This window comes from Acinetobacter sp. Ac_5812 (assembly GCF_013072695.1).
Classification (GTDB): domain Bacteria; phylum Pseudomonadota; class Gammaproteobacteria; order Pseudomonadales; family Moraxellaceae; genus Acinetobacter.
In genome coordinates this window covers 168,267-183,039 of sequence record NZ_LXUK01000001.1, presented here as the reverse complement: position 1 = coordinate 183,039, position 14,773 = coordinate 168,267, and the positions used below count along the sequence as shown (strand labels likewise).

Genomic DNA, 14,773 nt, shown 5'->3' with positions numbered 1-14,773 from the left:
GATTTTCGCTTTGGCTGACTTTAAGACTGCAACAGGTCTTATTTAATTATGATAAGGAGTCCAACATGGGTGGACATCAAGGGCATGATCATAGTCATGCAGCGGTCACTGAAGGTAATATCAAAAAACTTACCATTGCGCTAATACTGACTTCAACCTTCTTAGTGGTTGAAGTGGTTGCGGGTTTAATCACCCAGAGTTTGGCGTTATTGTCCGATGCAGCACATATGTTTACCGATGCGGCTGCATTGGCGATTGCTTTAGTGGCAATTAAAATTGCCAAACGTCCAGCAGATAACAAACGGACTTTTGGCTATCAGCGCTTTGAAATTCTAGCCGCCTTATTTAATGCCTCAATGTTGTTCTTTGTGGCAATGTACATTCTGTACGAAGCTTATCAGCGCTTTACACAACCACCTGAAATTCAGAGTGTCGGTATGTTGATTGTGGCGAGCTTGGGTCTGATTATTAATTTAATTTCCATGAAATTGTTAATGTCCAGCGCGGCTGAAAGCCTGAATATGAAAGGCGCATATTTAGAAGTGCTGAGTGATGCACTCGGTTCAGTGGCTGTCATCGTGGGTGCTGTGGTGATCTATTTCACCAATTGGTATTGGGTCGACACCATTCTTGCGGTTGCGATTGGTTTCTGGGTATTGCCGAGAACATGGATTCTGCTCAAGCAGAGTATCAATATCTTGTTGGAAGGTGTGCCGGAAGAGGTCGATATAGAAAAGCTGCGCAATGATTTACTCGGATTGGATGGTGTTGAGAGTATTCATCAGTTGAAGGTTTGGGCGATTACCTCGAAGAATATTCATTTGACTGTGCATCTGTTTGCACCGAGAGCTGATCGTAATCAATTACATCGTGCTGCGATTGAGATGTTATCGCATGAGCATGGCATTGCTGAGGTGACCTTGCAAATTGAAGATGATGAAGAAATGAATTGCCAGCATACCCATCAGCATGATGAGAAAGCTGAACAAGATCCTTCACATCAGCATTAAGCTGATGTGAATATTTTTTGGATAATAATTAATTCTGCCATTCGTTGTTGCAGTCACGGCATTTCCAATGTTTTTGTGCCTGCATAAAGGCTTGCATTGAAATTTTAAAATCAGGTAGATCACGCCAGAACAGAACACCTGCAATCACACAGATTGCAAACACCACAACGGTTGCAATTTGCAGACCTTGACCCGCACCATTACCAAAAATCCACATTGCAACACTAATCAAGACCAAGATTAATAAAATAAAAATGGCAGGAACCAGAAGCACTAAACTTTTAGGTACATTCGGACGAGGGCTGTTAGCACCCTGACTGGCAGGCATAATTTTCACGCTTTGACATTTAGGGCAACGGTATTGCATAAAGGATTCCTATTCTGTTTTGACTATTTTAGCGAAAATTATGCAAAAGCAAAAATCTTGAGCCTTTCAAATACATAAATTTACTTATTTTATTGTTTATCCTGTCCCTAAGCCGACGTTTAGATTTGCCTAAAAACCTTGCGACAGCTCGTCTAAAGCCATTCGCAAAACTCAGGGCAGTCTGCTAAGTTGCAACATGAGTGGGTTGAATAATGCGAAAGGAAACGCATGTTAAGCACCAAGATTCTAAAATTGCGTTTATCCCGCATTCAGAAGGGCAAACAACATCTCTCCAGCCAAGATAAGTTGATGTTGGTGACGATGCAAAGCCCTGATCTCAGTGCGCATTTTCTGCTGCGTTTATTTAAGGTGACTTTACCCAAGCAATGGCAATTCAGGCATGAGAATGATGAAGACCTGCTCTATGCCAGCCAATTAATTGAGTTGATTGAAGGTGAGCTACTGAGTGCTTATGAGTCGCATGCGCGTAAATATGCATGGTATGAGCAGTGTTTGGTTTATCGTCTGAATTTTATTGAGACTCAGCCGAATCAGCAACATATCAATGGCTATCTACGTCAGTTGGATCGCTGTCTCGATCAACAACCGAAAATTGACCTTTTGCATTATTTCCAACGACATTATCCAAGTGCGCAACATGCGATTGCACTGGCCAAAGCCTACGCAGGGGCTGCACAATATAGCCAAGCAATTGAATACTATGAATGGGCGGCACAACAATCGCAACAGCGCAATGAAACTGCCTTTTATGCTTATATTGATTGTCTGTTGAGTCGCAATCAGCCTGAATATCTGTCGCAGCTGAGTGATGTTGAATATGCGTTATATCTGTTGCTCCATCATCTGAAACCGATTGACCAGAAAAATCAGGCCCAACGATTACAGCGTGCGGTCAGTTTGTTGTTACCCGAGTCGATACTGCGGACACGAGCTTCAAATACCAATTTATTGGCAGATATGGGACGTGGTCTAAATTCGCTGGGGAAATCCTTAAATGGCATTTTTGGCGCTAAGCCATCGCATATTCCTTATAGTCAGGACGTCATTGCAACCGCACCGCAGCTTTTAACAACGCAGCGTGTGCTCACAAGCTTGGTTCAGCAGAACACGATGCAAGTCGCTTGGCAGCATTTTCTGGAGCAGAATACGGCCAGTACAGGGCCAACTGATCTACCGATTACTTGTTTATGGCAAGCCATCCAGCAGAATGCAGAGATTTTGCGTCTATTACAGCGACCTGTTCATTATGAGGAATTGCTGACTCAACTGACTCCAATTGAATCGAAGCCAAAGCCTGATTTTGATCTGGGGCATATTCAGATGATTCTAGAACAAGGGCTGATGGCCTATTTAGGAGACATCCGTTTGAATAAACAACATCCTGAGCGCAACGCACTCTATGCGCAACGTGATGTGCTTGTTCAGGATATGATTGCTTTTGCCGTCTGGTTCAATCAGGAGGTTTTAGCTCCATATCAGCAACAACAAAGCCAGCAGTTTGAGCAAGTGAGAAACGGATTGAGATTATTGGACGGATCGGCCTTAAGTAGTGGATTATTTGCCTTGCAGTTTGAAATGCAAAAACGTGTGCAGGATCTCGCTGATTGGATGGCACTAAAACTGGTGAAAGGCAGTGAGTTTGAGCAGATGCAAGCCGCATGGGTGGCCTTACGTGAGTTACCCAATTTTGGTATTGGACAAGTGCAAGTCCATCAGCTTGAAACAGCATTGGCACAGTATAAAGCGTTGCGTTTGAGTCAGATGCAGACGCTGAGCGCCGAAGATGGGCAGGCAACTATTCAAGCTGATGAGCCATAGAGTTTTATACAAAAGTGATGTGGGTCTGAAGCAGCAAATAATTTGAAGCTGTGCAACAAAAATAAGCAAATTGCTGTGCAGAGCATGCTAATCTACAGAAAAACGTCTAATAAGTTCAGAAAGCAGATCGACGCTCATAAGAAAAATGAGCCAGTAGCAAAGGGAAGAGGGAGAGCATCTTGAATCGACAAGATGATAAAAAGGCGATGTTCGATATTATGCCAGCAGATGTATCTTCATCTGATGATAAACCATCATTATCACGTCGACTCATTAATAAAACATTGCAACATGCACAAGATGCGGTGGAATTTGCCAGTGATACTTCACGCAATATTGCGGGGGTGGCAGATGCGGCGCTAGATGCCTTAGATCATGTCACCCACCAGACCAAGCGCGGTGTTGAAGGGGTGCGTAATACGGTACGTGATATGGTGTCAGAAACCAGCGAGGTCGCACGTCAGGTTGCTTTGGCGATGGCAAGAACGTCTTTGGGGAAAAGCAGTCTTACCTTATATTTACCTGAAATGCTGCTGAATAATCAAATTCGTAAAAGAATGGATCGCAGCGAAATTGATGATATTAAAATTGAATGTGGTAATGATCGGTTTCATATTGAACTCGATGGACACTATCGACGTTTTCTGTATCGTCTTTCGCTTGAATTTAATGTGTTAGAGTGTCGTATTGGGCAGGAAAAGTATTTGCGTCTGCGCCAAGTCGATGAACATCTTGATCTACAAATTCGCCATGGCGGCACCTTAACCAATTGGGCGGCACGTCGTGTTGGTAATGTGAGCTTCGAGTTAATTAATTCTTTGCCGATTCCGTTCTTGATCAATCATCTGATTCGTGATGTGCCAGGTATTCAAAAAGAAGGGCATCGCTTGTGGTATATCGATCTGGAAGAAGCTGGCTTTATTGATTTCATTAATAACCGTTCATGGATGGTGGATAAGTTATTAAACCTGACCGATTTTAGTATTTTACCAGGTTTAAATATCTTGCAGGAAAGTCGCGAGTTGGTACAACAACTGGTTGATCAATTCGAGATCCGTGGCCTACGTGTGCAATCTGGACGACTAGAAGTTCAGGTCGGTATTGGAAGCGAATAGGCAATAAAAAAGCCACTGTCAATGCAGTGGCTTTTTCAGAATTTGGCGTCCCTACGGGGATTCGAACCCCGGTTACCGCCGTGAAAGGGCGATGTCCTAGGCCTCTAGACGATAGGGACATATCTGAGGAAATTTACCTGAGCGTCGTATGTCAAACATATTGATCACTAGGCCTAAATTCTCGGCAAAAATATTAATCTTTGCTTTTCCTCGAATTTAGTGGCGTCCCTACGGGGATTCGAACCCCGGTTACCGCCGTGAAAGGGCGATGTCCTAGGCCTCTAGACGATAGGGACGTTTCAGAGGTGGGCGTATATTAGGGTGAATTAGATAGGGTGTCAAACACTTTTCTAAATAAAATCTAAAAAAAGTGAATAAGTGTCTAAAAATAAAACATGTTGTGGAATAAATAATCAAAAATAAGCAGTTAAGCAAAAAATACCGAGACAATGTGGGTTTTAACAGACATAAAAAATGCAGTCTAAACTGCATTTTTTTTGCGTATTGCTTATTTACGATGACGATAAAAAACGTAATGGCTTAAATAGCAGGCTGCGATAAATAATAAGCAGCCAATAAAGCCCGCTTGCATTTCAGGGTCTGCTGCCATACTTAAGCCGGTAATGAAACAGAAGATAAAACCTAAGATCGGCACAATAGGATAAAGCGGTGCAGCAAATTTTAAGTCTTTTGCGCTATGACCCGCTTTGTACCATTGGCGTCTAAAGTTAAACTGACTCCAGCAAATACTCATCCAAACGATGACCATGGTAAATGCTGCAACACCCAATAAATTCTTAAAAATCGTTTCAGGGGCAAAGTGCTCTGATAACAGACCAGGAATCGCACCAAACATGGTCACGACAAGCGCAATAATCGGGGTGCCACTTTTTGATAAGCGTGAGAATACACTTGGTAACTGACGCTGATCAGATAAAGACCACATCATACGTGATGCAGCATAAAGACCTGAGTTTGCAGCAGAGAGTAGTGCTGTAATAATCACGAAACGGATAATATCATCGGCATAAGGGATACCAATGTAGTTAAATACCGTGACGAAAGGACTGCTACTCACCCCTTCACCCCCTAAGCCAGCGACTTGGAATGGAAGTAAAGCACTGATCACCACGATTGTGCCGACAAAGAAAATCAATAAACGCCAGATCGCGGCATTGATTGCCTTTGGAACATTCTCAGCAGGGTCTTTGGTTTCACCTGCAGCAACACCAATCAATTCTGTGCCAGAAAAGGCGAAGTTAACAATCAACATGGTGGTAAAGATTGGAATAAGCCCTTGCGGGAACCAACCGTGTGCGGTCAAATTGTGAAATAGTGGTGCTGATTCATAGCCTTGGAATGGAATGAAACCAAAAATAGCCATCAAGCCGAGAATGATAAAGGCAATGACGGTGACTACTTTAACTAAGGCTAACCAGAATTCGGATTCGGCGAACATTCGGGTTGAGGTGAGATTTAACCCCAAAATGGTGACTGCAAAGATAATGGTCCAAATCCACATGGAAATGTGTGGGAACCACTCCTGCATCAGCAAGGCCGCAGCGGTAAATTCTGTACCTAAAGTTGCGGTCCATGTGAGCCAGTAGACCCAAGAAATCATATAACCTGTGCCTGGACCAATATATTTTTGAGCGTATGCACCAAAAGATCCAGCAACAGGCATGTGTACTGCAAGCTCACCTAAGCAGAGCATGACCATATAAGCAATTAAACCACCTAAAACATAGGCAATAATTGCACCCACAGGGCCGGTTTGAGCGATAACTTCGCCAGAACCTAAAAACAAACCTGTACCAATCGCGCCACCTAAAGAAAGCATGACTAAATGGCGAGTGCTCATGGCACGCTTTAGTGTTGTTGGTTCTGAATTCGCATTTGAGTTGGAAGATTGCATACGACAATTTGTCCAAGCATAGAGAAGCGGCTATTTTATGGAAAATTCGAAAATGTGCAATCTGCTTGAGAAAGATTATTAGAAAAATATAATTATTATATTTGAGAATATGGCGTCCCTACGGGGATTCGAACCCCGGTTACCGCCGTGAAAGGGCGATGTCCTAGGCCTCTAGACGATAGGGACAGATGAGGCAACACACAAATGACTAAAAGCCTAACTTCATCTCGGAAAAGCACTGCGATTTCGAGAATCTGGTGGAGCCAAGCAGGATCGAACTGCTGACCTCTACAATGCCATTGTAGCGCTCTACCAACTGAGCTATGACCCCAGAATGTGTGAGCGCAATATTAGGGGGAATGCGCCCACACGTCAATCATTAAACTGAATTAAGTCTCACTATTTGCATCATTTTTCGGCAATTTTAGTGATTCATTTAGCTTTTCCCAAACTTTCAGCTCTTTCTTGCTTGGTCCACCGACAAGTTCTAGGGCGTGACGTAAACGTGCAAAAGTCAAATCAGGGCCGAGAGTAACCATCGCTTGCATGACCGGTGTTGAACTGGTCGAACCTGCAATCGCAATAAAGAAGGCTGGCATGAAATCACGTAATTTGATTTCCATCTGATTAGCCAAGTCCATCAAAGTTTGGCTAACGGTGTCGTTATTCCACGTAAACTGACTTTCTAAACGCCAAATCGCAAATTGTAGGCTTTGACGAACTTGTTCTTCGGTCAATTTTTTGCTTTCAAACTGCTCTTTGCTAATTTGTGGCATATGGTTGAAGTAAAAACCTGCCCAATTCACGGCTTCAGAGAGTAAATTGATACGTGGTTGAATTGCAGCAGCAATATCCTCAAGCGTTTGACGGTCACTTTTCCATGCCAACAAGCGATCTAAAAGCTGGCCAGGCGTCAATCCTTTGATCCACTGACCATTGAGCCAGTTGAGTTTTTCAACATCAAAGATTGGTCCACCCAGCGAAACACGTTGTACATCAAAGTTTTGGATCATGTCTTCTAGGGTGAATACTTCACGCTCATCAGGCATTGACCAGCCCATACGACCTAAATAATTTAATAATGCTTCTGGTAAAACACCGATATCACGATAGTAATTGATTGAGGTTGGGTTTTTACGTTTAGACAGTTTCGATTTGTCTGGATTACGCAACAATGGCATGTGACACAATGTTGGCATGTCCCAACCGAAATATTGATACAGTAATTGATGCTTCGGTGCAGAGGGTAACCACTCCTCACCACGTAATACGTGAGTGATTTCCATTAAGTGGTCATCCACCACATTGGCAAGGTGGTAAGTTGGTAAACCATCCGTTTTTAACAGCACCTGCATGTCAACTTGTACCCATGGGATTTCAACTTCACCACGGAGTAAGTCATTAATTTTACAAATGCCTTCCTCTGGTACTTTCATACGGATGACATGTGGCTCACCCGCAGCAAGACGACGTTGTACTTCTTCTTGTGATAATTTTAAGCCGCGGCCATCATATTTAGGTGTTTCGCCACGGGCTTGTTGTTCTGCACGCATTTGATCAAGTTCTTCTGCGGTTGCAAAACAATAGAAAGCATGACCTTTTTCAACCAATTCAAGCGCGTATTGCTTATAAATACCCATACGTTCTGATTGGCGATAAGGGGCATGTGGGCCACCCACATCTGGACCTTCTGACCAGTTCAGACCTAACCAGCGTAAAGAATCTAAAATCATCTTTTCAGATTCAGGCGTTGAGCGAAGTTGATCCGTATCTTCAATACGTAAAATAAACTCACCGCCATGCTGTTTGGCAAAACATAGATTAAATAACGCAATATAAGCTGTGCCTACATGTGGAAAACCTGTAGGTGAAGGCGCAATACGGGTACGAACTTTCATAAATTATCGAAGCTTAAATTTAAATTGAAACTATTATAACGAAAAAGCCTAGTCACAGCATGACTAGGCTTGATTTAAACATGTGAAGGGGCACACATTTAAAATTTAAGAAGTATGTGGCTGGAATATGGTTTGAACGAAACGTGAAAAACGTTCATGTTGACTGGCAAAAAACGTTTGCGTTGGTGTGGTACGGATCGTATTCAACATTTTTAACTCATCGTCTGACGATGGCAATAAACCCGTATTACGTTTTTGCTGGTCAAGCGCTTTAACAATTAAGCTTGAAGATGATTTATCAATTGTTTTTATGTTATTGCTTTCTTTAATTGCTGCCGCATGCCCCATTTGAACAGAAGCTGCTAAAAATAAGCTTAAGCATAGTGCTTTTTTCAATTTTAATGCTCGCATTGCTCACATCCCCTTCATGATTTTGAGTCTACAAGACTAACCAAACAACTATAGTATTGCTTTAATAATACGATTTAAACATAAATCTTAATAAAAAAGTATAACTACGTCACACTTTTTACAAAAATCTTAAAATTTGACACATGCTGCCATGTATTTATAGCAAAACGACTACTTTATATACAAGTGAAATTTAGCAAGCAAATGTGTAGAAAAAGTAGAGAATGATAATATTTCTCATTTTGACATAAAAATAAAAGGCTGAGTATTGTTTTAATACAAAAAATACCGGCTAGGGCTATATCTTAAAAATAGAATAGTAATAAATTTATTGATATAACTATATGATTGTAAATTATTTTTAAAGAAATATAGTGGTGACAAACGGGGTGAAATGGGTAAACAATAAATGAAAACTGTCATCGCAGCAGCATTGTTGGCGTTGGGCTTAAATGGTGTAGCACAAGCGGCAACTACTTTTTTAAACGTGTCTTATGATCCAACACGTGAGTTTTATCAAGAATACAATCAAGCATTTGGTCAGTACTGGAAAAAGAGAACAGGACAAGATGTTGACTTCAAGCAGTCGCATGGTGGCTCGGGTAAACAGGCACGCTCAGTTATAGATGGCTTACAGGCAGATGTCGTAACGCTTGCATTGGCCAATGATATTGACGAAATTGCCAATGCAGGTTTGATTCGTAAAGACTGGCAAAAACAATTTAAAGATAACTCTGCACCTTATACCTCAACCGTGGTGTTCTTGGTGCGTAAGGGCAATCCAAAGAATATTCGTGACTGGAATGACTTAACCAAGTCAGGTGTGGAAATTATCACTCCAAACCCCAAAACCGGTGGTGCGCCGCGTTGGATTTATTTATCAGCTTGGGGTTATGCATTGAAACAGCCGGGTGGTAATGATGCCAAGGCGCGTGAATTGGTGAAAAAGCTTTATCAAAATGTCAAAGTTTTAGACTCAGGGGCACGAGGTTCACTCACCACATTTGCTGAACGTGGCATTGGCGATGTGTTGTTGTCTTGGGAAAATGAAGCATTATTGGCAACTCAGGGCTTAGGGAAAGATAAATTTGAAATTGTGTATCCTTCAATTTCGATTTTGGCTGAACCTTCTGTGGCAATCGTTGATAAAACTGTCGATAAAAATGGCAACCGTCAGTTAGCGCGTGGTTACTTAAATTTCCTTTATTCGCCTTTAGGGCAAGAGCTGGCTGCGAAATATTATTTCCGTCCACGTAACCCGCAAGTAGCTGCTAAATATGCGCAACAATTTCCAAAGATTAAGCTATTCAAGATTGATGATGTGTTTGGTGGTTGGGCGAAAGCACAAAAAACACATTTTGTGAATGGTGCGATTTTTGACCAGATTTATGCGGAAAAACCATAAATTTAGTTCCTACTGAGATTAATGAAAACGATCGAAAAGCAAATACCGAAGGTGTTTGCTTTTTTATTGAGTGAAAAATGATAAGAAAACGGTTTTATCTATGAAAAGTTAAGAATTCTCTACAAAAAGTCGTTTGGTGCTGGCATAAAACAAGGTGATAATGTGCAGTTACATTTTCAGCTGTTGATTCATTTCTTATGTCGCATATTTCTGTCTTACTTCATGAAACCGTTGATGGCGTATTGGCAGGTCGCGATACTGGTATTTTTGTCGATGCGACCTTTGGTCGTGGTGGACATACCAAGTTGTTACTTTCAAAACTCGACCAAAATGCACGTGTTTACGCTTTCGATAAAGATCCACAAGCCCTTGAAGTTGCAGCACAATTAGAACAAGAAGATCCACGTTTTAAAATTATTCATGCCAGTTTTGCAGATATTCAATCCGAATTAGCTCAAATTGGTCTGACTGAAGTCGATGGCATTATGGCTGACTTAGGTGTGTCATCACCGCAATTGGACCAAGCAGAGCGTGGTTTCAGCTTTATGCAAAACGGGCCACTGGATATGCGAATGGACAATTCGCAAGGCTTGACCGCAGCAGAGTGGTTGCTTCAGATTGAAGAAGAAAAACTCGCAAACATTATTTACCAATATGGCGAAGAACGTTATAGCCGTCGTATTGCCAAAGCCATTAAACTGGCAGGTGAAATGACAACGACAGCCCAACTGGCAGAAGTGGTTAAAACCGCCCATCCAAAATGGGAAAAGCATAAGCATCCTGCAACGCGTACTTTCCAAGCGATTCGTATTGCCATTAACAAAGAACTCGATGATATCGAGACATTTTTACCGCAAGCTGTCACATTATTAAAACCAACTGCACAACTGGCAGTGATTAGCTTTCATTCTTTGGAAGATCGTTTAATCAAGCAGTTTATTCAAAAAGAATCGAGTTTGGCTGAAGACACGGGCTGGGGCATGCCTCAAGCACAGGTTGATACTCGACGTTTAAAGAAAGTTTCTCGTATTCGTGCGAGTGAAGCAGAAGTAAAAGCAAATCCTCGTTCGCGTAGTGCATGGCTACGTGTGGCTGAGCGTTTAGAGCAAAAAGGCTGAGAATGAACAACAAGAATGATGACGACGTTAGACCAAGCAGCAGAAAAGGACTGAAAAAGGTTGTTGTATATGCTGTACTCGTTGCATTGGTGTTTACAAGTGCGATGATGGTGGTGTTCCAAGTATTTGAATACCGCCATGATTATCGTGACTTGAGTGCATATATGCGTGAAAGAGATGATTTAAACGCTGAATGGGGGCGTTTATTGATTGAACAGCAAACCTTTGGTGCAACCGCACAGATTGGTTCTCGCGCAGTCACACAACTCCGTATGTTCTCACCGCCAGCAACGCAGACGGTCGTGATTTCTTTACCTATGACTTCAAAGCAAGATAAATAAGGCATGCTGTATGGCAGATAAGCGAACTAAACCAATACGAAAAAAACAGCAGTCTATTTCTGAAAGACCGACCCTTGCTTTGGATATGTGGCGATTTTATCTGCTTTGGGGAACGGTGCTGCTTTGTTTTGTGGTGTTGATTGCCCGTGCGTTTTATGTGCAAGTGGTCAATAAAGACTTTTTGCAAAATAAGGCCAATGCCAATATTTTAAGGACTGAGCGTTTAGAGGCGATGCGTGGTGTGATTAGTGATCGTCACGGTGTACCTTTGGCGATTAGTACGCCGATCATGAAAATTGTGATGGACCCAAGAGATTATTGGGAAACCAAACAACAATTTGACGAGATTACAGCTGAACTCAAAAAAGACCCGAATAATCGTAAATTAAAACGTCAATTGCCTGATAAAAACTTAAACTTAGATGAACTGGCAGATGCGGTGGGTGTAGATCGTGCAGATTTAAAGAAACAAATGCAGGCACGTCCACGTTCACGTTATTTAGTTTTGCAAAAAGAAATTCCACCACAGCAAGCTGACTTGATTACCAAGCGTAATTTCCAAGGCGTTTATGCAGAGAAAAGTTATAAACGCTACTACCCACAACCGCAGCCGAATGCACAGATTATTGGTTTGACCAATAGTGAAGGAGTGGGGATTGAAGGTTTGGAAATGCAACTGAATAAACAGTTGTCAGGCATGGATGGCGAACAGAAAATTATCCGCGATAAAAAGGGTAATCGTCTCAAAGTTTCAGAAGTGATTAAAGAAGTCGAGTCGGGTGAAAATGTCACCCTGAGTATCGATTCACGTTTGCAATATATTATGTACCGTGAACTGACTGCTGCTGGTGTTGCCAACAATGCACGCTCAGCAACTGCGATTGCAGTCGATGTTAAAACGGGTGAAATTTTGGCGATGACCAGTTGGCCATCTTATAACCCGAACGATAAGAATGGTCTCAGCAATAAAGATGCGATGCGTAACCGTGGCGCGATTGATATGTTTGAACCAGGTTCAACCATGAAGCCATTTACTGTGGCAGCTGCTTTGGAAAGCGGTAAATACACGCCGAATACCATTGTAAATACTTCACCAGGATCAATGCGTTTAGGTTGGCATACCATTCGTGATACACATAATTATGGTGCTTTAACCGTTTCAGGCGTGATTATTAAATCCTCAAACGTAGGCTCGGCAAAAATCGCCTTGTCTTTACCAAAAGATACGGTTCCTTCATTCTTTAGACGTGCTGGTTTTGGTCATCGTTCAGCGGTGAAATTTCCGGGCGAAAGTTCTGGTTTGCTTTATTCGGGTGATAAGCTTAATCCGTCTCAGTTGGGAACCATGGCCTATGGTTATGGTCTAAACGCAACAATTTTGCAGGTGGCACAAGGTTATGCCATGTTGGCAAATCATGGCGTGCAAATGCCATTAAGCTTGCGTAAATTAGACAAAGAACCAGAAGGTACACAGGTATTGAGTCCTAAAATTGCCGATCAAGTCCTCACTATGCTTGAACAAGTGACGATGCCTGGTGGTACTGCGAAACAAGCGGTAATTCCTGGCTATCGTGTTGGGGGGAAGACAGGGACAGCGCATAAACTACGTGCAGACCGTAAAGGTTACTCAAACAGCGAGTATCGTGCTTTATTTGCAGGTGTTGCGCCGATCAGTGATCCGCGTTTGGCCATGATTGTCGTGGTTGAAAACCCACAAGGTCGTTATTACGGTGGTTTGGTTGCTGCGCCTGTATTTGCGCGCATCATGCAAGAGTCTTTACGCCTTTTGAATGTGCCTTTAGATAAGCCACTTGATACTTCTATAAAATCCAATCCGTAGGTAAATTATGTCGATTCGTTTTCAACAGATACACCCGATCAGCATAGATGCGGCTTGGTATACCCAACCTTTTCAGGGTTTTTCTTTGGATAGTCGCAAGGTTGCTGCTGGTCAAATTTTTATTGCTTTAAATAGTTATAGTCAACCTGAAAAAACACGCCAGTTTGCGCAAAATGCTTTGGATGCAGGCGCATTGGCTGTGATCAGTGAGACTAAATTGGGTCTCGCAAACGAATGGGTTTGTGCTGATGTCCGCTATCAGATGGGTGAATGGCAACAGCAATATTTACAAGCAGCCGATCCTGTTCAGCCCTTACGTGGTATTGCGGTGACGGGAACCAATGGAAAAACCACGATTTCACGCCTGATTGCGGAGCTGATTAGCTCACAAGGCAAAGGCTGTGCAGTAATGGGGACGACAGGCAACGGTATTCTGCCAAACTTAACCCCATCCACGCATACCACTTTGGATGCACTGCAACTGCAACATGCGTTACATGACTATGCCAAACAAGGCGCGAGTTTTGTTGCACTGGAAGCCAGTTCACATGGTTTGGAGCAAGGGCGTCTTAATGGTTGTGAGCTTGAAATTGCGGTGTACAGTAATTTAAGTCGCGATCATTTAGATTATCACGGTACTTTGGACGCTTATGCTGAGGCCAAAGCCTTATTATTCAAATTCACGACTTTAAAAGCTGTCGTCATTAATCTGGATGATGCACATGCACATTTGATGTTGAATGCAGCTCAAGCAAATCCATCGCAGCCAAAGATTCTCACTTATTCTTTAACCCAAACCACGGCTGATTATCATATTGCAGATTTGCAATATCGTTTAAGTGGCGCAAGTTTCACGCTGATCAGCCCAACAGGTGCTTATCCAGTACAAAGTCCATTGCTTGGACAGTTTAATGTCGAAAATTTATTGGCAAGTCTGATTGCAGCAGAGTATGCAGGCTTTGCCTTGGCTGATTTAGTTCAGTTCGTACCGCAGCTCCAAGGTGCACCTGGCCGAATGCAGGTGATTCAAGATGCTGAGCGTTTGTTTGTTGTCGATTATGCACATACACCTGATGCCTTGATTCAAGTACTGACTACATTGAAACGTCATGTCACGGGCCGGTTATGGGCGGTATTCGGTTGTGGCGGAGATCGTGACCGTGGTAAACGTCCACTGATGACCCAAGCTGCACTTGATCATGCCAATCCCGTTGTACTTACTTCGGATAATCCACGGACTGAAAATCCTGAACAGATTTTTGCGGATATGAAGCAAAGCATCAATTTCGCAGAACATGAGATGCATGAAATTCATGATCGTCGTGAAGCGATTAAATGTGTGGTGGCACAAGCCCAAGCAGGTGATATTGTGGTGATCGCGGGCAAAGGACATGAAAACTATCAGGAAATCGAAGGGGTTCGTCATTGGTTTGATGATGTGGTTGAGGTGCAGTCTGCGATTGATGCACAGCCACATCCTGTCGATTCAGCCTATCCTGCGCAATAAGGTTAAA

The 14,773-nt window shown here is 42.6% G+C and carries 12 protein-coding genes and 4 tRNA genes; 8 read left to right on the top strand and 8 right to left on the bottom strand.

The features are described from left to right. Positions 1 to 65: 65 nt before the first annotated feature. A complete protein-coding gene (locus tag A7P55_RS00940; protein ID WP_004803873.1) occupies positions 66 to 1,010 on the top strand; it encodes a cation diffusion facilitator family transporter in 945 nt (314 codons plus the stop codon). Between the two features lie 28 nt (positions 1,011 to 1,038). Here the strand turns inward: A7P55_RS00940 and A7P55_RS00935 are convergent, their stop codons facing one another. Continuing rightward, entirely contained in the window at positions 1,039 to 1,377 is a 339-nt protein-coding gene (locus A7P55_RS00935; RefSeq protein WP_005317624.1) for a hypothetical protein, read from the bottom strand. Positions 1,378 to 1,605: 228 nt separating this feature from the next. Here A7P55_RS00935 and A7P55_RS00930 point away from each other — a divergent pair, with 228 nt between their 5' ends. Next, a complete protein-coding gene (locus tag A7P55_RS00930; protein WP_171550748.1) occupies positions 1,606 to 3,216 on the top strand; it encodes a hypothetical protein in 1,611 nt (536 codons plus the stop codon). A 206-nt stretch (positions 3,217 to 3,422) separates the two neighbouring features. Next, positions 3,423 to 4,331 (top strand): hypothetical protein, encoded by a 909-nt coding sequence (locus A7P55_RS00925; RefSeq protein ID WP_171550964.1) that lies wholly within the window; start codon positions 3,423 to 3,425, stop codon positions 4,329 to 4,331. Between the two features lie 43 nt (positions 4,332 to 4,374). On the opposite strand, the gene A7P55_RS00920 is transcribed toward A7P55_RS00925, so the two are convergent. The 7 genes from A7P55_RS00920 to A7P55_RS00890 all read right to left on the bottom strand — a co-directional run bounded on the left by A7P55_RS00920 (position 4,375) and on the right by A7P55_RS00890 (position 8,555). After that, a tRNA-Glu gene (locus tag A7P55_RS00920) sits at positions 4,375 to 4,450 on the bottom strand. Between the two features lie 101 nt (positions 4,451 to 4,551). Next, positions 4,552 to 4,627, bottom strand: a tRNA-Glu gene (locus A7P55_RS00915). A 212-nt stretch (positions 4,628 to 4,839) separates the two neighbouring features. Beyond that, on the bottom strand, positions 4,840 to 6,246 hold the full coding sequence (locus A7P55_RS00910; RefSeq protein ID WP_171550747.1) for an amino acid permease: 1,407 nt from the start codon (positions 6,244 to 6,246) through the stop codon (positions 4,840 to 4,842). 110 nt (positions 6,247 to 6,356) lie between these two features. Next, positions 6,357 to 6,432: transfer RNA gene (locus tag A7P55_RS00905), tRNA-Glu, on the bottom strand. 69 nt (positions 6,433 to 6,501) lie between these two features. Beyond that, positions 6,502 to 6,577 (bottom strand) — tRNA-Ala (locus tag A7P55_RS00900). A 58-nt stretch (positions 6,578 to 6,635) separates the two neighbouring features. Then, the gene (gene gltX, locus A7P55_RS00895) at positions 6,636 to 8,144 is read right to left on the bottom strand and encodes a glutamate--tRNA ligase (RefSeq protein WP_171550746.1); all 1,509 of its coding nucleotides are present in this window, start codon (positions 8,142 to 8,144) and stop codon (positions 6,636 to 6,638) included. Positions 8,145 to 8,249: 105 nt separating this feature from the next. Then, entirely contained in the window at positions 8,250 to 8,555 is a 306-nt protein-coding gene (locus A7P55_RS00890; RefSeq protein ID WP_004803883.1) for a hypothetical protein, read from the bottom strand. Between the two features lie 409 nt (positions 8,556 to 8,964). On the opposite strand from A7P55_RS00890, the gene A7P55_RS00885 reads away from it, so the two are divergent. The 5 genes from A7P55_RS00885 (at position 8,965) to A7P55_RS00865 (ending at position 14,766) form a co-directional block, all read left to right on the top strand. Beyond that, the gene (locus A7P55_RS00885) at positions 8,965 to 9,960 is read left to right on the top strand and encodes a sulfate ABC transporter substrate-binding protein (protein ID WP_004803885.1); all 996 of its coding nucleotides are present in this window, start codon (positions 8,965 to 8,967) and stop codon (positions 9,958 to 9,960) included. Between the two features lie 197 nt (positions 9,961 to 10,157). Then, a complete protein-coding gene (gene rsmH / locus A7P55_RS00880; protein WP_171550745.1) occupies positions 10,158 to 11,078 on the top strand; it encodes a 16S rRNA (cytosine(1402)-N(4))-methyltransferase RsmH in 921 nt (306 codons plus the stop codon). Between the two features lie 2 nt (positions 11,079 to 11,080). Further along, positions 11,081 to 11,419 (top strand): cell division protein FtsL, encoded by a 339-nt coding sequence (locus tag A7P55_RS00875; protein WP_005297388.1) that lies wholly within the window; start codon positions 11,081 to 11,083, stop codon positions 11,417 to 11,419. 10 nt (positions 11,420 to 11,429) lie between these two features. Beyond that, positions 11,430 to 13,259 carry a penicillin-binding protein PBP3 gene (gene ftsI / locus A7P55_RS00870; protein WP_171550744.1) on the top strand — a complete coding sequence of 610 codons (1,830 nt, stop codon included), beginning with the start codon at positions 11,430 to 11,432 and terminating at the stop codon, positions 13,257 to 13,259. Positions 13,260 to 13,266: 7 nt separating this feature from the next. After that, entirely contained in the window at positions 13,267 to 14,766 is a 1,500-nt protein-coding gene (locus A7P55_RS00865; RefSeq protein ID WP_171550743.1) for a UDP-N-acetylmuramoyl-L-alanyl-D-glutamate--2,6-diaminopimelate ligase, read from the top strand. Positions 14,767 to 14,773 lie beyond the last annotated feature (7 nt).

Bases quoted from the DNA above. Each gene is read 5' to 3' on its own strand.
- A7P55_RS00940 (WP_004803873.1), top strand. From the start codon at position 66: ATGGGTGGACATCAAGGGCATGATCATAGTCATGCAGCGGTCACTGAA.
- A7P55_RS00935 (WP_005317624.1), bottom strand. From the start codon at position 1,377: ATGCAATACCGTTGCCCTAAATGTCAAAGCGTGAAAATTATGCCTGCC.
- A7P55_RS00930 (WP_171550748.1), top strand. From the start codon at position 1,606: ATGTTAAGCACCAAGATTCTAAAATTGCGTTTATCCCGCATTCAGAAG.
- A7P55_RS00925 (WP_171550964.1), top strand. From the start codon at position 3,423: ATGTTCGATATTATGCCAGCAGATGTATCTTCATCTGATGATAAACCA.
- A7P55_RS00910 (WP_171550747.1), bottom strand. From the start codon at position 6,246: ATGCAATCTTCCAACTCAAATGCGAATTCAGAACCAACAACACTAAAG.
- gltX (WP_171550746.1), bottom strand. From the start codon at position 8,144: ATGAAAGTTCGTACCCGTATTGCGCCTTCACCTACAGGTTTTCCACAT.
- A7P55_RS00890 (WP_004803883.1), bottom strand. From the start codon at position 8,555: ATGCGAGCATTAAAATTGAAAAAAGCACTATGCTTAAGCTTATTTTTA.
- A7P55_RS00885 (WP_004803885.1), top strand. From the start codon at position 8,965: ATGAAAACTGTCATCGCAGCAGCATTGTTGGCGTTGGGCTTAAATGGT.
- rsmH (WP_171550745.1), top strand. From the start codon at position 10,158: ATGTCGCATATTTCTGTCTTACTTCATGAAACCGTTGATGGCGTATTG.
- A7P55_RS00875 (WP_005297388.1), top strand. From the start codon at position 11,081: ATGAACAACAAGAATGATGACGACGTTAGACCAAGCAGCAGAAAAGGA.
- ftsI (WP_171550744.1), top strand. From the start codon at position 11,430: ATGGCAGATAAGCGAACTAAACCAATACGAAAAAAACAGCAGTCTATT.
- A7P55_RS00865 (WP_171550743.1), top strand. From the start codon at position 13,267: ATGTCGATTCGTTTTCAACAGATACACCCGATCAGCATAGATGCGGCT.